This is a genomic window from Paenibacillus sp. J31R34 (genome assembly GCF_059383715.1).
Window position 1 is genome coordinate 421,132 of the sequence record NZ_JBXENU010000004.1, and the last position, 25,189, is coordinate 446,320.

Sequence of the window (25,189 nt, forward strand, 5' to 3'; positions counted from 1 at the left end):
AAGTACAACACATCACTTCAAGGGGGAATTTTTCATGTCTGCGAGTCAAAGTAGACTTGGCTTCGTCGTAGCAGGGTTATTGCTGGCCATCTTCGTTGCATCGATCGATAATACGATTGTTTCAACGGCTATGGCAACGATTGTGAGCGATCTAGGCGGTATGGACAAATTTGTATGGGTCACCTCCGCATATTTGGTAACGGAGATGGCGGGAATGCCGATTTTCGGCAAGCTGTCCGACATGTACGGCAGGAAACGGTTTTTTATATTAGGCATTTTCTTATTTTTACTCGGGTCAGTACTTTGCGGAACCGCAGAGTCCATCACACAGCTCAGCATTTACCGGGCTATTCAAGGTATCGGTGGCGGCGCCATGCTGCCGATTGCCTTCACGATTGTATTTGACGTGTTTCCAGCTGAAAAACGGGGCAAAATGGGCGGCTTGTTTGGAGCCGTATTCGGCACCTCAAGCTTATTCGGTCCGCTGGTTGGCGCCTATTTTACCGACTACATCAACTGGCGCTGGATTTTTTATATTAATATTCCGTTTGGAATTGTAGCTTTGCTGTTTATTTTATTGTTTTACAAGGAATCGATGGAGCACTCCAAGCAGAAAATTGACTGGTGGGGAGCCGCAACACTTGTGGGCTCGATTGTCAGCTTAATGTTCGCTCTTGAGCTTGGCGGAAATGAATACGCTTGGGATTCGGCCCAAATTTTAGGGCTGTTCGCCACTTTCGCTATTTTGTTTATTATTTTCATTTTTGTTGAACGCAAGGCGGCTGAGCCGATTATTTCGTTCAAGATGTTCCGTGTGCGCCTGTATGGCGCAAGCACGGGAGCTGCCCTATTTTATGGCGCAGCCTTTATTACAGCAGCTCTGTACATTCCGATTTTTGTGCAGGGGGTGTACGGAGGTACGGCTACTAGCTCTGGCCTGATGCTGCTGCCGATGACGTTAGGCTCGGTATTTGCAGCGCAAATGGGCGGTGTTCTCGCTAATAAAATGCCATATCGCAACGTTATGGTGCTGTCCGCCATTATTTTTATTGCAGGCATTGTATTGCTCTCAACGATCAGTCCGGAAACGACTAAATGGACGCTTGCCTTCTATATGTTCATTACCGGCTTTGGGATTGGCTTCTCGTTCTCGGTGCTTGGAATGTCCACCATCCACAGCTTCGATATGAGGCAGCGTGGTTCAGCGAATGCCACGATGTCGTTTATACGTTCGTTCGGGATGACAGTGGGCATTACCGTGTTTGGGATTATTCAGCGCAACAGCTTCACGAATGGCATGACCGCCGCTTTTTCAGGCGGCAGTGGCGGAGCGGCGCTTCCTACTGAAAATGTCCGGCAAATTTTAACCCCTGAAAAAAGGGAGTCGATTCCCGCGGAAATAATGGATAAAATCGTTGGCGCGCTGTCGCATTCGATTTCCACAACGTTCATGTGGTCGATTGTGCCGGCTGTGCTGGCGCTTGCTTGTGTACTGCTGATGGGTAATTCCTCGATGAAAGAACTGATCGAGCGGGAACGGATGCAGGCAGGAAAATTGGCAAAGGGAAAATAAGGAATGGTGAGGGAGGGGAGCAGGCCGTGGGCCCGCTCCCTTTTTTTTGCAGCAAGAGTGGGTTGCCTCAAAAGGACCCCGCGCGCTGCTTGGCTTTTTCTTGGATAACCGCTATCCGCAGCACTCCCTTGGTCACCGGTAACTCGAAATGTTGCTGCATAGGCTGCTTTTTGTATGGCCCCTGTTATGAAGCTGTTCCTCACAGTTTGCAAAAAAGAAAATACTATCCAAAATTTACAAAAAGATGTATAATCAATTTCATCTTGTAAGCGCTTACTATTAGATTGCTGGCTTTCAGGATAGAAAGGAGGATTCGATTGTTCAGCAGCACCGCTTCACCAAAACCCAAGAGGAGGTAAGGCAATGCTTTTGAAAAAATGGTCGATGGTTTTACTGAGTACGTTAATGGTCAGTGCTTGTTTAGTTTCAGCGCCCGTATCAGATTTTGGTGTATCTAAAGCTTCAGCGGCTTCAACAGGCGGATATAGCACGACAAACGGCTCTACGGCTGCAGCGGTCATCGTGACCAACCTGGCTGAGCTGCAAGCGGCCTTTAACAGCGGGAAGCACCACATTATTGTTAGAGGAAACATTTACGGCGGTTCGCAATTAACGACGCTGACATTTGCAAGCACCAGCTGGAACAATGTTACGATTGAAGGGGCTGCGGGTGGACAAGCGGTTCTGCAAAATATTCAGCTCAAGTTCAGCGGCGAGCTGCTTGCGGCAGGAACGAATATTGAAAATATCGTCATTAAGAACATTACCTTTTACGGTAAAATTCAGGATTTGCAAAATCTTTCGGGCGCAGCGACACAGCCAGGCGGCAGCGGCACCAACTATTTGGGCGTATCCTTCCGCCGGGTGACGAACGCACTCGTTGACCATTGCACCTTCTACAACATCAGTGACGATTTGCTGCTCGTTTCGCAAAAGTCGGATAATGTAACCCTCTCCTATAATCATTTCTACTTCACAGACAGCTGGGTAAATATGAATCCGAATCCGCTTTGGAATTGGGTAGGCGTTAATCAGGATCTCGCCTCTGAGCGTCTTGCGCTCATTATTGGCTCTAATGCCAGCGATTCATACACCTATGGCGGCGGCAAGCTGCATGTCACGATGCATCACAACTGGTTCGGCCCGAATATGAAAGGGCGTCCGCTGATGAGAGGCTTTGTTCATCTGTACAACAATTATTTTGATAACAGCACAACGCCGAGCGGCAACAATTCAGCCGGATTTAACCAGCAGCAATACAATGCGAACCAGATTGGCAGCGGCAGCGTCATTTTTTCCGAACGCAATTATTTCTACAAAACGAATCAAAGCAACCAGGTAGGACTAGACAGCTCATCACATGCCTATACGTTTTATGAGCGCAACAATTTTTACAACCAGACAACTGGAGCATCGGCTACTGGAGCTGCATTCCCAACATCGCTGCCGTTCCCATACAGTTATTCGCTGGATGCTGTTCAGAATGTTCCGAATATCGTGCAAGCGAATGCGGGGCCCCATTAATCTGACGAATCAAACGAAAGCTGAAACCCAGTGCTGGCGGGACTTTAAAAAATTCTAAATCGTTTTCATTGCCAAAATGAAAATAAACTGCTAGAATGATAAAAACGTAATGAAAACGCATACATTTATTCTAAAATTACAACGTTGTAATTTTTGGTTAGGGGGAATGATGAGTAGATAATTTGCCTGTTAGTGGTCGATTGGAGTCAGCGTCATATTCAATTTTTCAAACGTTGTAAATTTAAACCTGAGGGGAGTGGATTTTATTGAATAGCCGCACTGCGACTCTGATTAGGCTAATCAAACGGGACAAATATTTACTGCTCATGTTTTCCCCTATTTTTATTTATTATTTAGTCATTATGTACTTTCCAATGCCGGGCGTCATTATGGCTTTCAAAAACTTTACGCCGGGAAAGGGCTTCTTCAGCGGGGATTGGGTGGGGTTAAAATGGTTCATCCAATTTTATGACTCGATTTATTTTTGGAGGCTGCTCCGCAATACCTTTTTCCTTGCTTTTCTACCGCTGCTGTTCGGCTTTCCGATTCCGATATTATTCGCGATTTGCATAGTCGAAATTAAAAACAGGGCATTCAAGCGCTTCGCCCAAACGATTACGTATTTGCCGCATTTTATTTCAACCGTTGTCATTGCCGGCATGCTGATCAACTTCCTGTCGCCGACGGATGGCATCGTCAACATTTTGCTGGGGAAAGTGGGACTTGGCCCAATTAATTTCATGATGGAGCCGGGATGGTTTCGAACGATTTTCACCAGCTCGGACATTTGGCAAAGCTTCGGTTTTAGCTCCATCATCTATATTGCAGCTATTATGAGTATTGATCCGGAAATGTATGATTCGGGAAAAATCGATGGGGTCAACAAATTTCAGGAATTATGGCATTTAACGCTTCCAAGCATAAAACCTACGATTATTATTTTGCTGCTGCTGTCGCTTGGCGGCATTATGAGCGTAGGCTTCGAGAAAGTATATTTGCTCTATAACGCAGCAACGTATGAAACAGGAGATGTGCTTTCGACCTATGTATACCGAATGGGGATCATCGGGCAAAACTACAGCTTCGCAACAGCCATTGGCGTATTCAATTCAATCATTACTTTTATTCTCGTATTTGCGGCGAATCAATTGACCCGTCGGGCAACGAACATGTCGCTATGGTAAAAGCGCACACCTTACAAGCCGCTGGAAAAGGAGTCTGGTATGAAAAAATCTAGCACAGATCTGATTTATTATGGCCTCGTGTATTTCATAACTTGTGTGGCCATTCTCGTAACCTTATATCCTTTCCTCTATGTCGTCAGCGTATCATTCAGCTCCGTCAGCGCGATTGACAAGCAGCAGGTGTTTTTATATCCAGTCGATTTCACGATTTCGGGGTATAAAATGGTGCTTCAGTACAAGGAGCTGTGGGTTTCCTTTTACAATACGGTATGGTACACCGTTGTCGGAACGACGCTGAACATTGTCGCCACCTGCCTGGCAGCGTTCCCTTTATCCAGAGCGCAATTTTTCCTAAGACGCAAGCTGAATTTCTTCATTGCCTTTACAATGTATTTTTCCGGCGGATTAATTCCGCTCTACATGCTGCTGACGACACTTGGCCTTTACAATACGAGATGGGTCATGGTCGTTCCAGTGCTCGTCATTACGTTCAACGTCATGATTTGCCGCTCGGCCTTTGAGGGCATTCCGAAGGAAATTTTCGAGAGTGCCTCCATTGATGGAGCGAATGATATTACAATGCTGTTCCGGCTCGCCGTACCGATCGTCAAGCCAACGCTTGCAGTGCTGACCTTGTATTACGCGGTGTTTCACTGGAACAATTTTTTCTCCGCGCTGCTTTATTTAGGCAATCAGGAGCTGCAGCCGCTGCAAATTTTTCTGCGAAGGGTGCTCATTATGGCATCTCCGGAAATTATGCAGCGTATGGGAGGTGCGACGTCGACGGCCTCGCTTGCGGTATCCTCTCTGCAGGTCAGGTATGTATCTATCGTCGTAAGCATCTTGCCTATTATTATGATTTACCCTTTTATCCAGCGTTATTTCGTTAAAGGCATTACGCTAGGCGCAGTGAAAGGCTAACGACCGCATGTAAACTCGGCTTTTACTAATGGGAGGGAACGTTAAATGGCACAACAGTTAAAAGGGACAAAAAGAGTATTGTCGGTCATGATTTTGGCAACAGCCTTGGCGGGATGCAGCAACAGTGGAGCACCGGCAGCAACAGATGGAAATGCTGCACCAGCGGCAAGCACAGCAGTGGAGTCGGGACCGGCCTACAACGGGTCAGGACCGATAACCGACCAAGCTAATCAGGAGCTGTCCTTACTAGGAACGAATGCGTGGACGACGAATGTGGACCTGGCAACGGCAGAAATCGTCAAGCAGATTGAGAAAAATGCCAATGTGAAAGTAAACTGGGAGCTGCTGCCTCCGCAAAACTATCCGGATGCTGTAGGGCCGAGGCTTGCAGCTGGAACGGATTTGCCTGACATTGTGTATTTGCCCGACAAGGACCAGACGATGAAATATTTGAGTAGCGGAATGTTTCTGCCGCTTAATGAGCTGTACGAGAAATATGGCGTCAATTTGAAGGAACTTTATGAAAAATCGCCAGATATTAAGGCCAGCCTGACAACGCCAGATGGTAAAATGTATTATATCCCGCAGCAGACGCTGACGAAAAATTACATGCCAGAGTTTATGGTAAATGAAAGATGGCTGAACAAGCTAGGCCTTCAAGAGCCGACCACACTCGACGAATTTACGGAAATGCTGAGAAAATTCAAAACGGATGATCCGAATGGCAATGGCAAGCAGGATGAAATTCCAATGTCGATGGACCCCAAATTTATACCGATGGCCTTTGGACCGGTGTTTGGCATGGATTTGTCGAGTAATTTTTACGCCGATGACAGCGGTAAAGTGCATTATGGCTACTACGAGCCTGTATACAAGGAGTATTTGACTTACCTGAACGGCTTATATAACGACGGTTTGCTGGGCGTTGATTTTGCCAGTACGACAGCGGATCAAGTGACATCGAGATTTTCGCAAAATATAACCGGAGCGACGTTCAACTTCAGCTGGTATACATCCATGGTATACAGCCCGCTGTTTGCGGACTACAAACCGGAGGAGCCGCTCATCCAAGGCATTTTGCCGCTGAAAGGGCCGCATGGTGACCAGTTTTACGTGGGCCGTACGCCAGTAAGCGGGATTTTCGGCATTTCCAAAAATGCGAAAAACCCTGAGCTGGCCTTCAAATTTCTGGACTATGCTATTGGCGAAGAAGCGCAAACCTACTACACTTGGGGTATTGAAGACGTAACGTACGAAGAGAAGGACGGCAAGAAGCAGTTTACTGAGAAGGGCAAGGACAATGATTTTATTCAAAAATATGGCATTGGCCCGGTTAACCTGCCTAGCGCGCAATCGACGGATTCTGCGGATTCCATTGTAGCGCCATGGCATAAGGAGCGTGACAAGGAGCTTGAGCAATATATCCGTCCACCATTCCCTAACGTATATGCGCTGCCAGAGGAAGCAAGCGTTGAGAATATGTCGATGCCGGACATCCAAACGTATGTAGATGAAATGAATTTGAAATTCATTACAGGAAAAGAAAGTCTTGATCAATTCGATGCTTATATTGCAAACTTAAAAAATATGAATATTGAACAAATCATTGCGGGCAGGCAGGCTCAGTATGACCGGTACTTGGCTGCCTCGAAATCCTAGCTTCCATAGCATGGGACAAGAGGGCCGCAAGCGGTTGACGGGAAAGGTGTGGGCTTAGGAATGGTTACTATAAAGGACATCGCCAAGCTTGCAGGAGTAAGCTACAGCACAGTTTCCAAGGCATTGAACAATGATCCGCTAATTAAACCGGCAACTAGACAGAAGGTGCTGGAAATCGCGGAAAAATATCAATACCGAAAAAATATTATGGCGCAGCAGCTTTCTTCGGGCAAAAGCAATATTATTGGCTTTGTTCTGGATGAACTCAGCAACCCGCTCTTTTCCAATATCTCGAAAAATTTGCATAGCGAGCTGAAAAGCCGCGGCTATCAAATGATTTTGGTCATAGCGGGCGATGGGGTAGACATCTTTAGTCAGCTGCGAGTGGATGGCTGTATTTTTTGGGAGTATATGCTGGATGATCGGGAGGCGTTCTGGAAGCTCGTCTCCTCGATGCCAATGCCATGCTTCGTACTCGGCGCTGATGAAAACCCGAATTCGCCTTATATTAAAATCGACCGCAAAGAAGGTATCTTCAAAGCGGTCGAGCATTTGAAAGCGCATGGCCATGAGCGTATTGGGTTTATCGGCAACTCCCAGAACATTAAAATTGAAGGATATAAGGAAGCGCTGCAGCGGACAGGCTTGGAATTTTGTCCAGAAAGCGTGCTTCCGGCTTATTCCTCTTGGGAAGACGGTTATTTTGCCGTACGCAATTATACGTTTACGAGCAGCTCGCCAACCGCATTCATCGGCCTCAACAACTTGGTTACACGCGGGGCGCTGCGTGCTTTCATCGAAGCGGGCTTCCAAGTGCCGCAGGATATCTCCTTAATTGGTTACGATGATTTGCCGGATATGCAGTATGCCGAGGTCGCATTGACGACGATCGGCCCGCCGCTTGGCGAGCTGGCTGTTCAGGCGGCTGAGCTGATCGTTGCGCTTATACGGGGTGAAGACGCTAAATATCCGGTCGTCATCCAGCCGCAGCTGTATTTGCGGAATTCGGTAGCGGCTTGCAAGGAGCGAATGTAGCTTGAAGGAGGACATTGCAATGCAACAGACAAAGAAGCTTGCCTGGACGCTGTGGACAGCGGAAGCGATTTTTCAGGAGACGGACGAGAGCAGGCAGCAGGCTTTTCCGGCGGAGGTGTAGCGGCTAGAATGAAAGCAGAAGAAGCTAAGGTTGTCCCTATAGTAGTAGCCGCTGACGGAAGCGGTGATTTTACGTCTATTCAAGCAGCAGTTGATACCGTTCCAGCAACGAACCAGGAGCGGGTTGTCATTTATGTTCGCAATGGGTTTTATAAGGAAAAGCTTCATATCGAAAAGCCAATGATCAGCTTAATCGGCGAAAATGTGAACGAGACGATCATCAGCTTTGACGACCATGCCACAAAAGCATTTCCGGACGGCGAGCTCTATCATACGTTTTATTCGTATACTGTGTTCGTAGGAGCGGATGATTTTATAGGAGAAAATATGACGTTGATCAATTCGGCAGGTCCCGGAGAAAAAGTGGGTCAAGCGCTAGCGCTTTATGCCGATGGCGATCGCGCCTGCTTCCGCAACTGCCGCTTAATTGGCCATCAGGATACACTGTTTACGGGGCCGCTGCCGGAAGTTCCAATTGACCGCAGTTTTTTTGGCGGTCCGCGGGAGGGAGCTCCAAGAAGGCAGTCCCGGCAATATTACGAGAACTGTTATATAGAAGGCGATGTTGATTTTATATTTGGATCGGCGACGGCGCTGTTCAACCGCTGCGAGATTTTTGCTAAAAATCGCGGCGCGACAGATCCCGGGGCGATTAACGGATGGATTACCGCTGCGTCTACCCCAGAGCATGTTCCCCACGGATATGTATTCAACGAATGCCGTTTGACAGGCGATGCTCCTGCCGGAAGCGTATATTTAGGCAGGCCATGGCGCAATCATGCCAAAACGATTTTTATTAGCTGCTGGATGGGCGAGCATATTGCTCCTGCCGGATGGGATGATTGGAACAAGCTTGATGCCCAACTGACGGTTTATTATGCGGAATATGCAAGTACAGGACCAGGCGGCTCCAGAGACAAGCGAATTAGCTGGTCGCAGCAGCTTACAGCCGACCAGGCAGCGGAGTATACTCTGGCCCAGATTTTGGCTGGTGCCGATGGCTGGTCTCCGCAACAAGCTGTGCGGCTGCTGGATTAGAAGGCTTTCAGCCTGTAAGTTTGACAATGGCATGCAAAATGTTTATGATAAACAGATATAAATATCGGACAATGATGGAGAAAGTAGTTGTGATGGTTGCAGCTTTAGCGATTCGGGGATAGTGAGAGCCCGGAGCGGACCAGCAGCGAAAGGGCACTCCGGAGTCGCGTTTAAGAAAGCGGGTTTTCTTGCGCAGCAAGTAGAGAAGAACTAGTGTACGACTAACTGGTTATTGTTGCTGCAGTCAAGAAAGCCAAGTAGGGTGGAACCGCGGGAGATCAGCTCTCGTCCCTATGTCTGGCGGCAGACGTAGAGGCGAGAGTTTTTGCGTTCCCTTGAGACTGCCGCCGCTGGTGAAATAGCAAAAGCAAAAAAAGGAGCGGAAAAGGTATGAACTTTCAGAGCATGATATTAACGCTGCAGCAGTTCTGGGCCGAGCAAAATTGTATTTTGGTGCAGCCTTACGATGTGGAAAAAGGCGCAGGCACGATGAACCCAATGACGTTTTTGCGCTCTATTGGGCCAGAGCCTTGGAATGTAGCTTATGTGGAGCCTTCTCGCCGTCCGAACGATGGCCGTTATGGTGAAAATCCGAACAGGCTGTACCAGCATCACCAGTTTCAAGTTATTTTAAAGCCTTCGCCGGACAATATTCAGGAGCTTTATTTGGAAAGCCTTACTCGGCTCGGTATTGATCCGAGGGACCACGATATCCGTTTCGTTGAGGACAACTGGGAAGCCCCGACGCTTGGCGCATGGGGACTTGGCTGGGAAGTATGGCTCGATGGCATGGAAATTACGCAGTTTACTTATTTCCAGCAGGTGGGCGGCATTGATGCAAGCCCGGTAGCTGTGGAAATTACATATGGAATGGAGCGTCTTGCTTCCTATATTCAGGACAAAGAAAATGTGTTTGATCTTGAATGGGTTGACGGCGTAACGTACGGCGATGTGTTCAAGCAGCCGGAATATGAGCATTCCAAATATACGTTTGAGACGTCTGATACGGCCATGCTGTTCTCTTTGTTCAATATGTACGAAGAAGAAGCAAAGAAGACGATGGAGCATAATCTTGTGTTTCCGGCCTATGACTATGTGCTGAAATGCTCGCATGCGTTCAATCAGCTTGATGCGCGCGGCGCGATCAGCGTGACGGAACGGACGGGCTACATTATGCGCGTGAGAAATTTGGCACGCCAAGTGGCTGCGACTTATTTGGAAGAGCGCGAGCGCCTTGGATTCCCGATGCTGAAAGAAAGGAGCGAGGCGTAATGGCTAAGGATTTATTGCTGGAAATTGGTTTGGAGGAAGTTCCTGCGAGGTTCGTAAGAGGTGCTATGAATCAGCTTAAGGAGAAGCTGGTAAAATGGCTTGCAGAATCGCGTATTGCTCATCAAGATGTACAAGCGTATGCTACGCCGCGCCGGCTTGCCGTTTTGGTGAAGGGTGTTGAAGAGAAGCAGGCGGATGTCAATGAGCAGGTAAAAGGCCCATCCCGCAAAATTGCCCAGGATGATCAGGGCAACTGGAGCAAAGCTGCGCTTGGCTTTGCACGCAGTCAAGGCGCGGAGCCGGAGCAGCTTTATTTTCAAGAGCTGGCAGGAGTAGAATATGTATATGCGAACAAAAGCAGCATCGGTATTGATACGGCGGCTGTATTGTCCGAAGGTTTGACGAATTTGATTACCTCCATGTCGTTCCCGAAAAATATGCGTTGGGGAAGCTACGATTTGAGGTTCATTCGACCGATAAAATGGTTATTGGCTCTTTATGGCCAAGATGTAGTTCCGTTTGAAATTACAGGTGTGCGCAGTGGAAACAGCAGCAGAGGACATCGTTTCCTCGGGGCTGAAACAACTGTAACTGAGCCTTCGGCGTACAAAGAACGTTTGCGTGAGCAGCATGTTGTCGTCGATGTAGAAGAGCGGGAACAAATCATCGTCGCTCAAATTGAGCAGCTGGCGAAGGAGCAAAACTGGGAAATCGCCATCAATCAGGATTTGCTGGAGGAAGTGCTGTTCCTTGTCGAGATTCCGAATGTGCTGTATGGTACATTTGATCCCGAATTCCTCAAAATTCCGCAGGATGTGCTCATTACGTCGATGCGTGAGCATCAGCGGTATTTCCCGGTGCTGGATGGCAAAGGTCAACTGCTTCCATACTTTGTAACGGTTCGCAACGGCGACCGGAACAAAATTGACGTTGTAGCAAAAGGCAATGAAAAGGTGCTTCGCGCCCGTCTTTCTGATGCTAAGTTTTTCTATGAGGAAGATCAGAAGCTGGCGATCGGTGACGCTCTTGCGAAGCTTGAAAACATTGTTTATCACGAGGAGCTGGGAACGGTTGCTAATAAAGTCGGCCGTATCAGCGCTTTGGCTGATTTGCTTGCAGCAAAACTTCATGTGGATGCAGCTACTGCAGCGCATATTAGCCGTACAGCTGATATTTGCAAGTTCGACCTGGTAACCCAAATGGTCGGCGAGTTTCCAGAGCTGCAAGGCATTATGGGCGAGGATTATGCCCGTAAAGCAGGCGAGAACGAGACGGTTGCTGCTGCCATTAATGAGCATTACCAGCCGCGTTTTGCTGGAGATCGCGCTCCTGCCTCGATCACTGGCGCAGTTGTGAGCCTTGCAGATAAGCTGGATACGATTGTCGGCTGCTTCTCCATCGGCATTATTCCAACTGGGTCGCAGGATCCTTACGCTCTTCGCCGTCAAGCGGCTGGCGCTGTGCAAATTATTTTGGCACAGCGTTTGAATTTGCAGCTTAGCGACTTGTTTGATGCGGCGCTTGACGTTCATGAGGCAAGAGGCATGAAGCGCAGTGCGGATGAAGTACGCAAGGATTTAACGGAATTTTTCGCGCTTCGTGTGAAAAATGTGTTGTCTGAGCAAGCAATTCGTTATGACGTTGTAGATGCTGTAATGGGTGCAGGCTTCAACAATCTGCTGCTGACAGTGGAGCGTGCAGCTCTATTGAATGCACAAGCTTCGGGCGCAGACCGCGCAGCGTTCAAGCTGATTGTGGATGCTTTCAATCGCGTCAGCAATTTGGCTGCCAAAGCAACGACTAAAGCTGTAGACCAAGCCTTGTTTGCGGAGCCAGCTGAATCGGCGCTGTACAAGGAATGGCAGGCGGTTCATGCATTGTTCCAGCAAGCTGTTGCCGGAGGAGAAATTGCTGATGCTGCAGCGAAGCTTGCTGCGCTGAAAGCACCAATTAATACGTATTTCGATGCTGTAATGGTTATGGCGGAAGATGAGAAGGTACGCGCTAACCGTTTGGCGACCTTGGCTTTAATTGCAGAAGATATAGCGGTTGTGGCGGATTATTCGAAGCTTGTCTGGTCATAGGATCACGCAGAAAATAACCGCGGCAATCGATGAATCGCTCATCTTCGAAACAACTTCTAACTAAGAAGGGGAGGATGATAAAACATGACAAAATCGATGACAGATGTCATTATTTATGTCGTTTCGGATGCAGCTGGCGATACGGGCGAACTTGTTGTAAGAGCTGCCGTCGCACAGTTTCATCCGATTCAGACGGATATCCGGAGAGCGCCTTTCATTACGGATGTAGCGGCGCTTGAACGGGTAGTCCGCCAGGCTCAGGAAGCGGGAGCGATCGTGTTGTTTACGCTCGTCATCCCGCATTTGCGCGAGGCGATGGGCAAGCTGGCAGAGCAGTATGATACCGTGTCGATTGATCTGCTCGGCCCGCTCATCCAAAGTCTTGAAGTGAAGACGGGACAGCAATCCCGGCAGGAGCCGGGGCTAAACCATGTGCTGGATGAAAACTATTTCCGCAAGGTGGACGCTGTTGAATTTGCTGTCCGTTACGATGACGCGAAAGATCCTTCGGGTGTGCTGAAAGCCGATATTGTGCTCATCGGCGTATCCCGAACGTCTAAGACGCCGCTATCGATGTATTTGGCTCACCAGAAATACAAGGTGGCGAATATCCCGCTCGTACCGGAGCTTAAGCCGCCCGCAGAGCTGTTTCATGTACCGAAGGCGAAAATTATAGGGCTGACGATTGGCGTGCCCTATTTGAACATCATTCGCAAGGAACGGCTCAAGGCGCTTGGGCTGCCGAACAGCGCATCTTATGCGGCGACGGACCGCATCGAGAAGGAGCTGCTTTATGCGGAGTCCATCATGAAGCAGTTGGGCTGTGTCATTATTGACGTATCCCATCGTGCGGTCGAAGAAACGGCAAGCCTGATTATGGAGCATATCCGCTTCACTTAGGGTGCTATTCTAGAGAAGAAACGAGCGGTGAGTCGTTATTTCTATAAAAAAACCTACCATAATCGTTGATGGAGATGCTTGTCCCGTCAAAGTGGAAATTAAGCAAATTGCCCGCAGCTTCTCGTTGCCAGTGCTAATGGTTTCTTCCTATGATCATCACCTTGCAGCAGAAGAGGGTGTTTCGGTTGTACAGGTGGAGGCGGGGAAAGATTCCGTAGACATGTATATCGTCAATCATTTGCTGAAGGGCGATGTCGTTGTTACCCAGGATTTCGGCCTCGCTTGCATTGCGCTTGGCAAGGGGGCACTTGTTCTTTCGCCGCGCGGCGAGCAATATACGGATGACAACATCGATTATTTGATGGAACGCCGTCATGAACAAGCCAAACGCAGGCGCAGCGGCGGCAAATCCAAGGGTCCGAAAGCCATGACAACGGAAGATCGAGATCGATTTCAACAAAAGATGACAAAAGTTTTGCAAAGCGAGCAGGAGAAACATGACATTTAGCGAATATTATTTACGTGTTACTTAGGATGAAGGTGATGAACGATGACATACGGTAATAAAATACCGGAGGAGGTCATAGATGCGGTACGCCGTCATTATGACATCGTAGAAACAGTCGGGAAGTATGTTCATCTCACGAAGCACGGCAAATACATGAAAGGGTTATGCCCTTTCCACTCTGAGAAGACCCCATCGTTTACGGTCACGCCAGAGCTGCAAATTTTCCATTGTTACGGCTGCGGTAAGACCGGACATGTCATACGATTCGTGGAAGAGATCGAAGGCTACTCTTTTCCAGAGGCGGTCAGAGTGCTAGCCGAGGAAGCAGGGATGCCTGTAACCTGGACTGGCGCCGAGGGCAGTCAGCGCGAAGAAGTTGACTTAGACCGCTTAGCCATTATTGAGGCTCATCAGTTGACAGCGAAATTGTATAACTATCTATTGAATAACACACAGCATGGCAAAATTGCTAAAGACTATTTGCTTGATAGGGGTCTCAGGGAAAAGCAGATCGACCACTTTATGATAGGGTATGCGCCGGACCAATGGGACACGCTTAACCGATTTTTAACAGCAAGAAATTTTGACCCAGCTTTAATGGAAAAGGGCGGTTTGTTATCGGCTAAAAATGACGGCAGCGGTCATGTCGACCGTTTCAGAAGCCGAATCATGTTCCCAATATGGGATCGTGACGGCAAAGTGATTGCTTTCGGTGGAAGGGTAATTGGTGACGGCGGGCCCAAGTATTTGAACTCCCCGGAAACGATGCTGTTTACGAAGAGCCGAGTTTTTTACAATCTGCATCATGCAAGGCCAGCTATTCGCAAGAGCAAACAGGTTGTTCTTTTTGAAGGGTATATGGATGTTATTAAATCTTGGAGTGCAGGCGTAAATAATGGTGTTGCCACGATGGGTACAGCATTGACTGAGGAGCATTGTGCCATACTCGGAAGGCAGGCGGAGGAGATTATCCTGTGCTATGACGGCGATGATGCCGGACAAGCAGCTGCTTTGAAATCCATTCCGATGCTCGAGAAGGCCAAACTTAGAGTCAGAGTGTCCATCCTGCCAAAGGGCAAGGATCCCGATGAGTATATTGAGGAATACGGCCCCGATACCTTCCTTAGGGAAGCAATCGACGGAGCGGCAACCACCACAAAATTTAAGCTTATATATTCAAGGAAAAACCATATACTGCTAACAGAAGAGGGCCGGAAAAACTATTTGCTCGAAGCAGCTGCCATTGTTGCAGATCTTGATTCCGCTATTGAACGCGAAGTTTACTTACAGGAGTTGTCCCGCGAGTTTAATTTCCCCCTTGACGTTTTGAAGCAGGACTGCCAAGCTAAAGTGCTGGAGCTGCAAAAAAAGAAGCCGCAAGGGGATAATAACGATAATTCGTGGAATAATGGTAGGAATGAAAATCGCCGTAGTTCGGGCCCTCCATCCTTGCTGCCCGCATACATCAAGGCGGAAAGGCGTCTGCTCCATGTCATGATGCGTGACCGGGAAGCGGCGCTCGCGGTGCACGACAGGCTTGGCGAAGCGTTCAATGTGGAGGATCATGCAGCGCTTGCTGCTTATTTGTACGCATTTTATGCGCAGGATCATGATCCAGATGTCGGACGCTTTATTGGTTCGCTTCAGGATGAACGCCTGGAGAGAGCAGCGGCAGCCATTTCAATGATGGAGGATGTTCCTTTTGACGAGGACATATTAGCCGCTGATATCGAGGATATTAGCAAGGTGCCCGCATTCAGGGAACTTGAGCTTAAGAAGGAAGAAGCGGTACAGGCAGAACGTGCCGGGGATTATATGTTAGCCGCGCAAATGCACACTGAGATTAATGCCCTAGAGAGACAGCTTAAAGGACGATAGAGGCTTGGGTTTCTAGGGAGGAGGGAGTCGGAATATGGCGAATGATCAGCATACTGGATTGGAAGCTGAACAAAAGCTGGATCAAGTCAAAGACCAGCTGATTGAACAGGGTAAGAAGAGATCCTCCCTAACTTATAAAGAGATTATGGAGAAATTGTCGCCTTTCGACCAGGATCCGGAGCAGATTGACGAGTTTTTCGAGCAGCTGGATGATCAAGGGATTGAGGTTCTCAACGAAAATGATGAGGAGCGTCATAATCCGCTTGATAATCGTGAAGGAGAACAGGAAAGAGAACAGGACGACTTTAATTTTGATGATGATTTGGCGCTTCCGCCGGGCATCAAGATTAATGACCCTGTTCGGATGTACTTAAAAGAAATTGGACGCGTGCCGCTGCTTTCTGCTGACGATGAAATTGAACTCGCACGCAGAATCGAGAATGGCGACGAGGAAGCTAAACGCAGACTGGCTGAAGCGAATCTTCGTCTCGTGGTCAGTATTGCCAAGCGCTATGTTGGACGCGGCATGCTGTTTCTCGACTTGATTCAAGAGGGCAATATGGGTCTGATTAAAGCGGTTGAGAAGTTTGACCATCTGAAGGGCTTTAAATTCAGTACGTATGCGACATGGTGGATTCGCCAAGCGATTACACGGGCGATTGCCGATCAGGCGCGGACGATCCGGATTCCTGTTCATATGGTGGAAACGATCAACAAGCTGATCAGAGTATCGCGTCAATTGCTGCAAGAATTGGGACGCGAGCCATCACCGGAAGAAATTGCTGCCGAGATGGAGCTGAGCACGGAAAAAGTTCGGGAAATTATGAAGATTGCACAAGAACCCGTATCGCTGGAGACGCCGATTGGCGAAGAAGACGATTCCCATCTTGGCGATTTCATTGAAGACCAGGAGGCGCTTGCTCCTGCGGATGCAGCTGCTTATGAGCTGCTGAAGGAACAGCTTGAGGATGTGCTCGATACGCTTACCGAGCGTGAAGAGAACGTATTGCGCTTGCGCTTCGGTCTTGATGACGGACGTACAAGAACGCTGGAAGAAGTGGGCAAGGTGTTTGGCGTAACCCGCGAGCGGATACGGCAAATTGAGGCGAAGGCACTTCGCAAATTGCGTCATCCGAGCCGCAGCAAACGCTTGAAGGATTTTCTCGAATAAATCGTGTTTTAGAACGGTAGGCAGGTTTTATAACGCGATATAGCTATAACGTTTTACCAGATCAGACCTTTCTGCATGAACGAGCAGCAAGGTCTTTTTTTTCAAAATACAAGTTGGTATAAAGTTCCCTCGAAAGGAATAAGCCCGGGATGAATGAAGAGCGTCGGCAGACCATTGTTAAAGAGATCGATTATTGGAGCAGAAGCAAGCTTCTGCCGCAGCAGTATTGTGATTTCCTGCTTAATTTATATGTGGATCCCGATCAAGAGGAAGATCCTAAAAAAAGGCAAGCTTCTTCACGCGGAATCGGTAAGGCAGTCATGGCCGCTTCGCAGGCATCAGGGAAACAGTGGCTCCTTACTTTTGGGTTTTTTACCTTAATTTCCTTGGTTGTGCTTTATTTTAACGCTTTTCATCCTTTATTGCAAATAGGGGTCGTCGCTTCGGCAGTCGTCATTTCACTCATTATTTCCCAGCGGGTACGCAAACGAAATGAAGCCACTGGCCTTGTAATCGGCGGGGTAGGCATGCTGCTTATGCTTGGGGCAGGAATGTACATACTAAATTTCCATGGCGTCGAGGAATGGTACTGGAAGGCTAGTTTGCTGGGCTTCTGTTCTGTTTTTTGGATCGTTTATGGCATTAGCGCTCGCATTCATATTTTGCATTTATGCGGCTGGGTTGCTTCCCTGCTCGTATATGCATGGTTATTGTCAAGTTTGACCGATTCTCCAGCATGGTACGGCATTCAGCTTTATTGGCTGCCACTGTCGGGCTTGTTCGGATGGGCTAGCTGGTTTGTGCATCAATGGTCGAAGCCGGTTTCGGCTGTATTGTTCGTAACATGTGCTTTAGTATGGTTTATGCCTGAGCTGTATGCGATGCTGTTTGCTTTGGAAACGGACTGGCTGCAATTGCAGCTGCTCATTAAAATCGCTTTAGGCGGCATATTATTGTTTGCAATGAGAAAAAAATGGATAGTGTGGGTTGCTTAATGTTGAAACTTTCTAACCGATTACAAACGATTGCGGGCTATGTAACAGCGGGCTCGCGTATAGCTGATATTGGATCAGATCATGCGCAGCTGCCTGTTTATTTGCTGCAAGCGGGAATTGTACCTTCGGCGATTGCCGGAGAATTGAATAAAGGGCCGTATGATGCGGCTCGCAGGCAGGGAGCAGCCGTAGGGCTGCTCCATAAGCTCGATGTTCGCCAAGGAGATGGCTTGTCCGTCATTCAGCCGCTGGAGGTTGACACGGTAACGATTGCGGGCATGGGCGGCGCATTAATGAGCGATATTTTGGAGGCTGGCTATCAGGCTGGCAAGCTCGAAGGCGTCAAAGAGCTGGTGCTTCAGCCCAATGTTGGCGAGGACCGGGTCAGAAGCTGGCTGCTTGAGCATGGCTGGTCGCTGCTTGCTGAGACGATCATGGAGGAAGACGGAAAGATTTACGAGGTTCTCCATGCTCAGAAGCAAGGTGGCCAAGAGAGCAAGGAGCATAACGCTAAAGTTTATGATATGTCCTTATTGCCGGACTCCTTGCCTGTGGAAATTCGCTTAGCATTGCTCGTGCGGATGGGGCCTTTTTTGCTGCGTAAGCCGATTCCCGTATTTCATCAAAAATGGCAGGCGGAGCTTGAAAAGCTGGAACGCGTATGCCAAAGCTTGTCCCTTTCAGAGCAGCCGGAAGCAGCTGGAAAGCTGGCGCAGCTGCGTCATGAAATGACGATTATGAAGGAGGTGCTCGCATGCTTGCCAATGGACACACCGTCGTCCAAATAATGGAGCAGCTGGCTCCAAAGCATTATGCGGTAGAAAATGATAAAATCGGGCTGCAGCTAGGAACGCTGGGTAAGCCCATTAGCCATATTCTCGTGGCTCTCGACGTGACGGATGAGGTCGTGGATGAAGCGATTGCTGCTGGGGCAGAACTGATTATTGCCCACCATGCGATTATTTTCCGCCCGCTCTCAAAGCTTGATACGTCTACGCCAGCAGGCAAGATGTATGAGAAGCTGATCAAAAATGATATTGCCGTGTACATCTCACACACCAATCTGGACGTAACAGATGGCGGCATTAACGATTGGATGGCGGATTTGGTCGGTATTAAGCCGGAAGGGCGTGTGTGCCTGGAGGAAGTGCATACGGACCAATGGAATAAGCTCGTCGTGTTCGTCCCTAAAGGGCATGAGGAAAAGGTGCTGGAGGCGATCTGGAGCGCAGGAGGCGGCCAGATCGGCGATTACAGCCGCTGCAGCTTTATAACCGAAGGAACGGGAACGTTTTTGCCTGGGGAAGGAACGACGCCGTACATTGGCGCTCCTGGCAAGCTGGAAAAAACAGCAGAGGTCCGTCTTGAGGTCGTTGTCCCTGACAGCTTAAAGCGCAAAGCCTTACAAGCGATGCTGAAAGCCCATCCTTACGATGAGGTTGCTTATGACTTGTACGAAATCGACTTAACCGGCCGTTCAGTTGGACTAGGCAGAGCGGGTAAGCTGAGCGAGCCTGTAACGCTTGCTGAGCTTACAGAGCGCGTGAAGCAGGCATTCGAGGTACCCGTTGTTCGGGTAGTTGGTGAAGCAGGTCGTGAAGTGCGTAAGGTCGCTGTACTCGGCGGCTCAGGGGCTCGCTACGTTCGCCATGCGATTTTTGCCGGAGCCGATGTGCTCATTACGGGCGATATTGACTATCATACCGCTCATGATGCACTTGCTGCGGGCATTGCGATTATTGACCCCGGCCATAATGTGGAAAAAATAATGAAGCAGCGCACAGCCGATTGGCTTAATGTGCAGCTGCAGTCGCGCAAATCGGACACGAAGGCGCTCGCCTCTGCGATCCATACGGAGCCTTTTACATTTGTATAAAGCCAAGCGGCAGCTTGGAAAATGATTAAAGCTTGAGCTTTACGCCAATACCTTGTATACTGGTTGATGCACCGGAAAGTTTGACAGACAATCGCTGGCGGCCTTGTTGCCGCGAGAGGAAAGTCCGGGCTCCGCAAGGCAGGATGCTGGATAACGTCCAGTCAGCGCGAGCTGAAGGATAGTGCCACAGAAATGGACCGCCGATGGCTGGCTTCGTGCCAGCACAGGCAAGGGTGGAACCGTGGTGTAAGAGACCACGAGGAGTACAGGTGACTGTATTCCTGGTAAACCCCATCTGGAGCAAGACCGAGAGGACGTTGCAGCTTCGAGCTGCGGCCTTAGCCTGAGGCACGTCCGGGTTGGTTGCTGGAGCCGCTTAGCAATAGGCGGCGTAGATAGATGATTGTCGCTTTCTTAGTGGGAGGGTCGTCACCGTTTGGACCACTGAAAGTACAGAACCCGGCTTACGGCAAACTTTCCGTAACGAACTTAAACAAGCAAAAACGACTTCGTCGTCCTTCTGGGACGCGAAGAGCTTTGCCTTAGAAATATAAGCCTATTTATACGTGAAAAACTTATAAATTCTTATATTTCAAGGTGAAACGGCTATCGCCGTCCTTTGGCGGCAAGGCACGTTTCAATCCGAGAAATATAAGCCTAATGATAAGTGTGAAACTTATAAATTCTTATATTTTGAACCATTCGTCATTTGCGATTATAGAGATGTTAGTGGACGTTCCTTCGGGAGCTAACGGCCCTGCATCTCTTTTTTGCATTTTCGTAGGAGGTTGAATCATATGCTGCCTTCAGGCAAGCTGTATACGAGTAATTTAAATGGCTTGAAAAAAATAAATTTCGCAGCGAAAAAGCTGATGATTACGCGAGCGGAGATGGATATTGCGGATGTGTCGATGTGTCAAGTCTTAGCGCCTTCGCAGGATTTATTCCAGTTTTCGCTTGATGGGCGAAAAGAAGATGCTGATTTCGCATGGTGGCCGAAATATGAAGAGCGCTTTGTTGCGGAGCTGCAATTTGATCGCAAGCTTGAGGCGCTTCGCCAAGTTTACCGCATGCTGCTGGAGGGCAGCCATGTGGTGCTGGTCTGTTTTTGCCATGACCATCGTTATTGTCATCGCCGCCTGGTTGGTGAGTTTTTTGCGCCATACGGGGTGAAGGCGGAGGAGCTTAATCCGATTTTAATCGAGCAGATAAAGCTGTTTTAAAAAAAGCATGGCAGGAAGCGGATGAGCTGCTTCAATGCCATGCTTTTCATGTCTTATGCAGACCGGCTGCCAAGCGGTTCAAACGTTTTTGCCATGCCCGCTCAGTCTACCAGCAGCTTATTTTTCGTATTTGCGCGTGATGGAATTGAGACGGTTTTTCGTCTTGTCCGGGTACGTCTGGAGTGCCGTATTAAAGTTCATTGCGGCTTTGAGAGCACGATCAATGTCTATTTCTCCGTAGCCAAAATAAACATCCTTACCAGGATCGCCCAGATCAACGGCCGATTTGCGCATAATTTCCATCACTTCCTCGTTCGTCAAATCCGGATTGACGGACCGAATGAGACCGGCTAGCGCCGCTACATGCGGACTTGCCATTGAGGTGCCGGAGAGCGCTGCATATTGGCCTCCAGGGTACGTGCTGGCAATGCTGTCTCCCGGTGCAGCCACATCAATATAGTCGCCGTAGTTGGAGAAAGAGGCTTTTTTCTGCGCGGAATCTGTTGCCGCAACAGCGAATACTTCCGGATAAGCGGCTGGATAGCCCGGGCGATCCGTATTGTCATTGCCGCTGGCGGCGATGAGGACTACGTCATGATCATACGCATATTTGATTGCATCATGCAGGAAATCAGCCTGTGCATAATTGCCGAGGCTCATATTAATAACCTTGGCGCCATGGTCAGTTGCCCAGATCAGCCCTTGAGCAACCGAGTAGGTTGAGCCTGCACCGCTGCTGTCGAGCACCTTGACCGGCATCACCTTGTTGTACCAGGATAAGCCGGCGACACCCTCGCCATTGTTGACGGACGCACCAATGATGCCAGCTACATGCGTACCGTGACCGACATCATCATCCGGCTCAGCCTCGCTGTCGACAATGTTGGTGCCATCCAGCAGCTTGCCCTGCAAATCGGGATGATCCAATTGTACGCCGGTGTCCAGTACAGCTACAATGACCTGATCACTGCCCCTCGACAGCTTCCAGCCTTTCTCCGTTTCGATGGAGGGTAGATTCCATTGATATTTGGCATACAGCGCGTCATTGGGAATGACGTCTCCGCTGTCGCCGTCATTATTTGTTTCATTCGTCATATATAAATAGTGAGGCTCGACATATTCCGTTTTCCAGGAGCGGCTGAAATATTCCTTCATTTGCTTCGCTTCCATATTTTTGGATCGGAACACATAGGTATTGTCGATCTGATTAATTTGGTTGACGGAAACGGCGTTAACGGATTGCTTCATTTTTTCAAGCTGCTCATCGGTTACCTTCTCGGCAAAATGAACCACAACATCCTTCACATGGTAATGGCTGGCATTGCCATTGTCTTCCCCGGTCTGTACCGTTGTATCACGGTTCGTATTCGGAATAACCGACTCAATTCGGTAGTTGCCTTCGTTCGGATAGGGGACAAGCCGCAAATTGCGCTTCTGATGGCGCTCCACCTGAGTGACAATATCCTGCTTAATGACGCCGACGACGCCCATGCCGCGGTATTTCTGATGGGGAACCCCGAGCACGATGAAACGGCTGCCACTCTCATTTACAAATGGCTTGGATTCATAGGTTTTGCCCTGTTTGATGGCTGCCGCAGCTGCTTCTACTTCGCTTTTGCCGGAGTTAGAAGGAATGGCACCGCGCTGTACGCTTCGCTCTCCGTTCATCAAGCGGATGTAGGACATATGCTTATGCATGCTCATCATGCTGGTAACGTGCTTGGTCGACACTGTTTTTCCTGTTTTCCGGGTTTTCCCGGCCTGGCTCGTGTCCATCAGCTTATAAAATTCTTTGGTGCATTCGGAGACGCACAGAAAAGAAGTGGCCTCCATATCCCGATTGAGCGTGCGCAGCTTATGCTGCTTCTCCTGGTTGGTAGACAAGCTTTTGACAGGTGCAGCGGGTTTTTTGCCTTGAGGAAGAAACAAAGGTGCAGTCGGAATCAGCAGCGTCGCCGCAACAAGCACGGTAAAGACGCCGATCCATTTCTTTTTCATTTGCGCAAACCTCCATTAAATGACAGCTGGAATAACAGCATGAGCCTGTTTGATGTATAGGTTCGCTTTAAAATCCAGAAAATATGCGGCACAATCAGCGTTTCTCCAGTACCATCTGCAAGTAATTTGTGGTACTATGTTGATGCCTAGAGTTTTATGATCTTGCAACGTTTAAGCTTGTTTGGATTGAAGAAAGGGGAACTACCTATGCCAGCGACTAATGTCAAACCACTTAGTGAGACAACCCGTATTAAACTAAAAGAAGCCGTGAATCAATTGGAGCCATTTTTGAATCACTATTCGCTCGTACAATTGAATGGGGAGCAAAGCAGTGATGAGGCGCAAAATTTTTACAAAGGCCTGCTATCCGATTTGAGACATTTGTTGGTGTTTTCTGAAGTCTCGGTTGAAAAGCTGGGAGTATTGCTCAGACGCCCCAATTTTGATAACGATTTTGCAGAACGTGCCTTGTACGAAGTGTACCATCAATGTGTAAATGCCTTCTTCTATCCTAAAAATGAATGTTATTCCGAAGATGGCCGCTACGCATACACAGGTCAAGACGCGATTCGCTTCTTGTTCAAGCCTGTTCGTGAAGCCCGCGATATCGTATTGTCTTTATCCAAAATTTACGAAGAGCTGCGCGATGAGCTTGCCTACTACGAAACAGACTACATGACCCAGCGCCGGATGCAGGGGCAAAAATAAGGCAGAATGAATCACCTCCGTTCAGGGAAACTTGATAGCGGAGGTGATTTTTTTATGCCAAAGGGCGTATCATGCAGCGTATCGAATTGCACGTTTTGGTCAGAAGGTAATAACTGTGGCGCTGATTCCATTGCCATTGATATTGATCAGCATGCAAGTGCCGATTTTGGATCAGAATTTGCCGCTGAAGAGCTTGGCTTGCAGCATCAGGACCAGGCGGCGAAGTCGTCTGCAACATGCTGCCATACCTTTAAAGCGCGCTAAGCAGCTGGGGATGGCTGTCAGGTGGAGAAGGACGGGCTAGGATGGTTTGAATCGAAAGGCAAAGCTTATGAAGTGGAGGTGAGCCCAAATGGAACGCTGGGATGAAACAGAGGGCAGCAGTCATGGGGAGAAGGAGCAAAACGACGAAGCAGCGTTGGAAGAGCGTCATCATAGAGCATTGTTATCCGATGAAGAAATAAACGGTGCAAGCCGTAATATCAATGAAGAATTGGCGGGGGAATTTGCCGCTGGTGTACCCGTTCCCGTATCTTATGTACCGCGCAGCGAAAGCAAAAGCGAAGGCGAGGATACGGTGAGGGAAAGCACCGGAGGCACCGCGCTGGGCTGGGTCGGTTTGGTGTTTGCGATCGTCTCATGGTTTTTATGGCCCGCGCTAATGGGGGCAGCCGCAGCAGTGCTTGGCTTTGTCGCGTACCGACAAGGGGCGAAGGGACTTGGATCCTGGGCAGTCACAATTGGCCTCATTGCCTTTGTGCTCGCTGTTGTCATTATTCCATTGTACCGCGCGATAACCTGACCTTGAAAAAAAAGCCTCCGGCCAACCGCTTATACAGCGGTGCCGGAGGCTTTTTGCGATTATTCTATCGCGAATTCGCGGTGCTTAAGTACCTCTTGATTCAGAGCGAGCATGCGTTTATCGAGCAAATTGATCATGTCGGCGGATTCCTTCAGCTGCTGTTGAATTTCCGGTGGAATGCCTTCATTATATTTGTAATAAATTTTATGCTCCAGACTGGCCCAGAAATCCATTGCGCTCGTGCGGATTTGAATTTCAACAAGCACATTTTCAATGCGGTTCGTCAGGAAGACAGGGATTTCTACAATGAGATGCAAGCTCTTATAGCCGTTTGGCTTCGGATTGAGGACATAATCCTTCACTTCAATCACTTTAACGTCGGTTTGCTGGCTGATCATTTCCAGTATTTGATAAATATCAGTGGAGAAAGAACAGATGACCCGGACGCCAGCAATATCGCGAATATGTTCTTTTGCATTTTCCAAATTAATATCCATATTTTTGCGGCGGAGCTTGTCCATGACGCTTTCGGGATTTTTAATCCGCGTTTTGACATGCTCAATCGGGTTGTAGTCATGAATAAATTGAAATTCCTCGTTTAAAATATTCAGCTTCGTCTCCACTTCATCCAAGGCAAATTTATACGTTAAAAAAAAGTGCGCCCATTGCTTCATCATATCTCGCTGCATGCGATCCATCACTCCTAATATCATTATTGCT

General features: G+C 48.6%; 22 protein-coding genes and 1 other RNA gene. 21 read left to right on the forward strand and 2 right to left on the reverse strand.

The window, feature by feature from the left end; translation table 11 throughout:
• Positions 1-34 precede the first annotated feature (34 nt).
• From AC50YG_RS14590 to AC50YG_RS14675, 18 genes are all read left to right on the forward strand, one after another.
• Complete coding sequence (locus AC50YG_RS14590) at positions 35-1,573, forward strand: MDR family MFS transporter (RefSeq protein ID WP_494827673.1); 1,539 nt, start codon at positions 35-37, stop codon at positions 1,571-1,573.
• Positions 1,574-1,936: 363 nt separating this feature from the next.
• A complete protein-coding gene (locus AC50YG_RS14595; protein WP_494827677.1) occupies positions 1,937-3,097 on the forward strand; it encodes a pectate lyase family protein in 1,161 nt (386 codons plus the stop codon).
• Positions 3,098-3,423: 326 nt separating this feature from the next.
• The gene (locus AC50YG_RS14600; protein WP_494827788.1) at positions 3,424-4,281 is read left to right on the forward strand and encodes an ABC transporter permease; all 858 of its coding nucleotides are present in this window, start codon (positions 3,424-3,426) and stop codon (positions 4,279-4,281) included.
• A gap of 39 nt (positions 4,282-4,320) precedes the next feature.
• The gene (locus AC50YG_RS14605; protein WP_473757766.1) at positions 4,321-5,202 is read left to right on the forward strand and encodes a carbohydrate ABC transporter permease; all 882 of its coding nucleotides are present in this window, start codon (positions 4,321-4,323) and stop codon (positions 5,200-5,202) included.
• A gap of 45 nt (positions 5,203-5,247) precedes the next feature.
• Complete coding sequence (locus AC50YG_RS14610; protein WP_494827678.1) at positions 5,248-6,861, forward strand: extracellular solute-binding protein; 1,614 nt, start codon at positions 5,248-5,250, stop codon at positions 6,859-6,861.
• Between the two features lie 60 nt (positions 6,862-6,921).
• Entirely contained in the window at positions 6,922-7,896 is a 975-nt protein-coding gene (locus AC50YG_RS14615) for a LacI family DNA-binding transcriptional regulator (RefSeq protein ID WP_341278399.1), read from the forward strand.
• Positions 7,897-8,025: 129 nt separating this feature from the next.
• Positions 8,026-9,054 (forward strand): pectinesterase family protein, encoded by a 1,029-nt coding sequence (locus AC50YG_RS14620; protein WP_494827679.1) that lies wholly within the window; start codon positions 8,026-8,028, stop codon positions 9,052-9,054.
• 390 nt (positions 9,055-9,444) lie between these two features.
• On the forward strand, positions 9,445-10,326 hold the full coding sequence (gene glyQ, locus AC50YG_RS14625) for a glycine--tRNA ligase subunit alpha (protein WP_473757763.1): 882 nt from the start codon (positions 9,445-9,447) through the stop codon (positions 10,324-10,326).
• The gene (gene glyS / locus AC50YG_RS14630; protein WP_494827680.1) at positions 10,326-12,410 is read left to right on the forward strand and encodes a glycine--tRNA ligase subunit beta; all 2,085 of its coding nucleotides are present in this window, start codon (positions 10,326-10,328) and stop codon (positions 12,408-12,410) included. The genes glyQ and glyS overlap by 1 nt, the downstream gene beginning before the upstream one ends.
• A gap of 84 nt (positions 12,411-12,494) precedes the next feature.
• Entirely contained in the window at positions 12,495-13,310 is an 816-nt protein-coding gene (locus AC50YG_RS14635; protein ID WP_473757761.1) for a pyruvate, water dikinase regulatory protein, read from the forward strand.
• Positions 13,311-13,347: 37 nt separating this feature from the next.
• On the forward strand, positions 13,348-13,818 hold the full coding sequence (locus AC50YG_RS14640) for a YaiI/YqxD family protein (RefSeq protein WP_473758012.1): 471 nt from the start codon (positions 13,348-13,350) through the stop codon (positions 13,816-13,818).
• Between the two features lie 42 nt (positions 13,819-13,860).
• Positions 13,861-15,696 carry a DNA primase gene (dnaG, locus tag AC50YG_RS14645; protein ID WP_341278394.1) on the forward strand — a complete coding sequence of 612 codons (1,836 nt, stop codon included), beginning with the start codon at positions 13,861-13,863 and terminating at the stop codon, positions 15,694-15,696.
• Between the two features lie 34 nt (positions 15,697-15,730).
• A complete protein-coding gene (gene rpoD / locus AC50YG_RS14650; protein WP_341278393.1) occupies positions 15,731-16,867 on the forward strand; it encodes an RNA polymerase sigma factor RpoD in 1,137 nt (378 codons plus the stop codon).
• Positions 16,868-17,016: 149 nt separating this feature from the next.
• Entirely contained in the window at positions 17,017-17,862 is an 846-nt protein-coding gene (locus tag AC50YG_RS14655; RefSeq protein WP_494827681.1) for a hypothetical protein, read from the forward strand.
• Complete coding sequence (locus tag AC50YG_RS14660) at positions 17,862-18,650, forward strand: tRNA (adenine(22)-N(1))-methyltransferase (RefSeq protein ID WP_494827682.1); 789 nt, start codon at positions 17,862-17,864, stop codon at positions 18,648-18,650. Before AC50YG_RS14655 ends, AC50YG_RS14660 begins: the two co-directional genes overlap by 1 nt.
• A complete protein-coding gene (locus AC50YG_RS14665) occupies positions 18,617-19,738 on the forward strand; it encodes a Nif3-like dinuclear metal center hexameric protein (protein ID WP_494827683.1) in 1,122 nt (373 codons plus the stop codon). The genes AC50YG_RS14660 and AC50YG_RS14665 overlap by 34 nt, the downstream gene beginning before the upstream one ends.
• Positions 19,739-19,813: 75 nt before the next feature.
• An RNA gene (gene rnpB, locus AC50YG_RS14670) (RNase P RNA component class A) lies at positions 19,814-20,220 on the forward strand.
• 315 nt (positions 20,221-20,535) lie between these two features.
• Positions 20,536-20,961 (forward strand): DUF488 family protein, N3 subclade, encoded by a 426-nt coding sequence (locus AC50YG_RS14675; RefSeq protein ID WP_494827684.1) that lies wholly within the window; start codon positions 20,536-20,538, stop codon positions 20,959-20,961.
• A gap of 117 nt (positions 20,962-21,078) precedes the next feature.
• On the opposite strand, the gene AC50YG_RS14680 is transcribed toward AC50YG_RS14675, so the two are convergent.
• Positions 21,079-22,959 carry a S8 family peptidase gene (locus AC50YG_RS14680; protein ID WP_494827686.1) on the reverse strand — a complete coding sequence of 627 codons (1,881 nt, stop codon included), beginning with the start codon at positions 22,957-22,959 and terminating at the stop codon, positions 21,079-21,081.
• A gap of 207 nt (positions 22,960-23,166) precedes the next feature.
• Here AC50YG_RS14680 and AC50YG_RS14685 point away from each other — a divergent pair, with 207 nt between their 5' ends.
• The 3 genes from AC50YG_RS14685 to AC50YG_RS14695 all read left to right on the forward strand — a co-directional run bounded on the left by AC50YG_RS14685 (position 23,167) and on the right by AC50YG_RS14695 (position 24,469).
• The gene (locus tag AC50YG_RS14685; protein WP_338551943.1) at positions 23,167-23,667 is read left to right on the forward strand and encodes a YpuI family protein; all 501 of its coding nucleotides are present in this window, start codon (positions 23,167-23,169) and stop codon (positions 23,665-23,667) included.
• Between the two features lie 54 nt (positions 23,668-23,721).
• Complete coding sequence (locus AC50YG_RS14690; protein WP_056029269.1) at positions 23,722-23,931, forward strand: DUF1540 domain-containing protein; 210 nt, start codon at positions 23,722-23,724, stop codon at positions 23,929-23,931.
• An 88-nt stretch (positions 23,932-24,019) separates the two neighbouring features.
• Positions 24,020-24,469, forward strand: a complete 450-nt coding sequence (locus AC50YG_RS14695; RefSeq protein WP_494827688.1) for a hypothetical protein — start codon at positions 24,020-24,022, stop codon at positions 24,467-24,469.
• A 59-nt stretch (positions 24,470-24,528) separates the two neighbouring features.
• On the opposite strand, the gene AC50YG_RS14700 is transcribed toward AC50YG_RS14695, so the two are convergent.
• Entirely contained in the window at positions 24,529-25,158 is a 630-nt protein-coding gene (locus tag AC50YG_RS14700) for a GTP pyrophosphokinase (RefSeq protein WP_341278386.1), read from the reverse strand.
• Between the last annotated feature and the right edge of the window lie 31 nt (positions 25,159-25,189).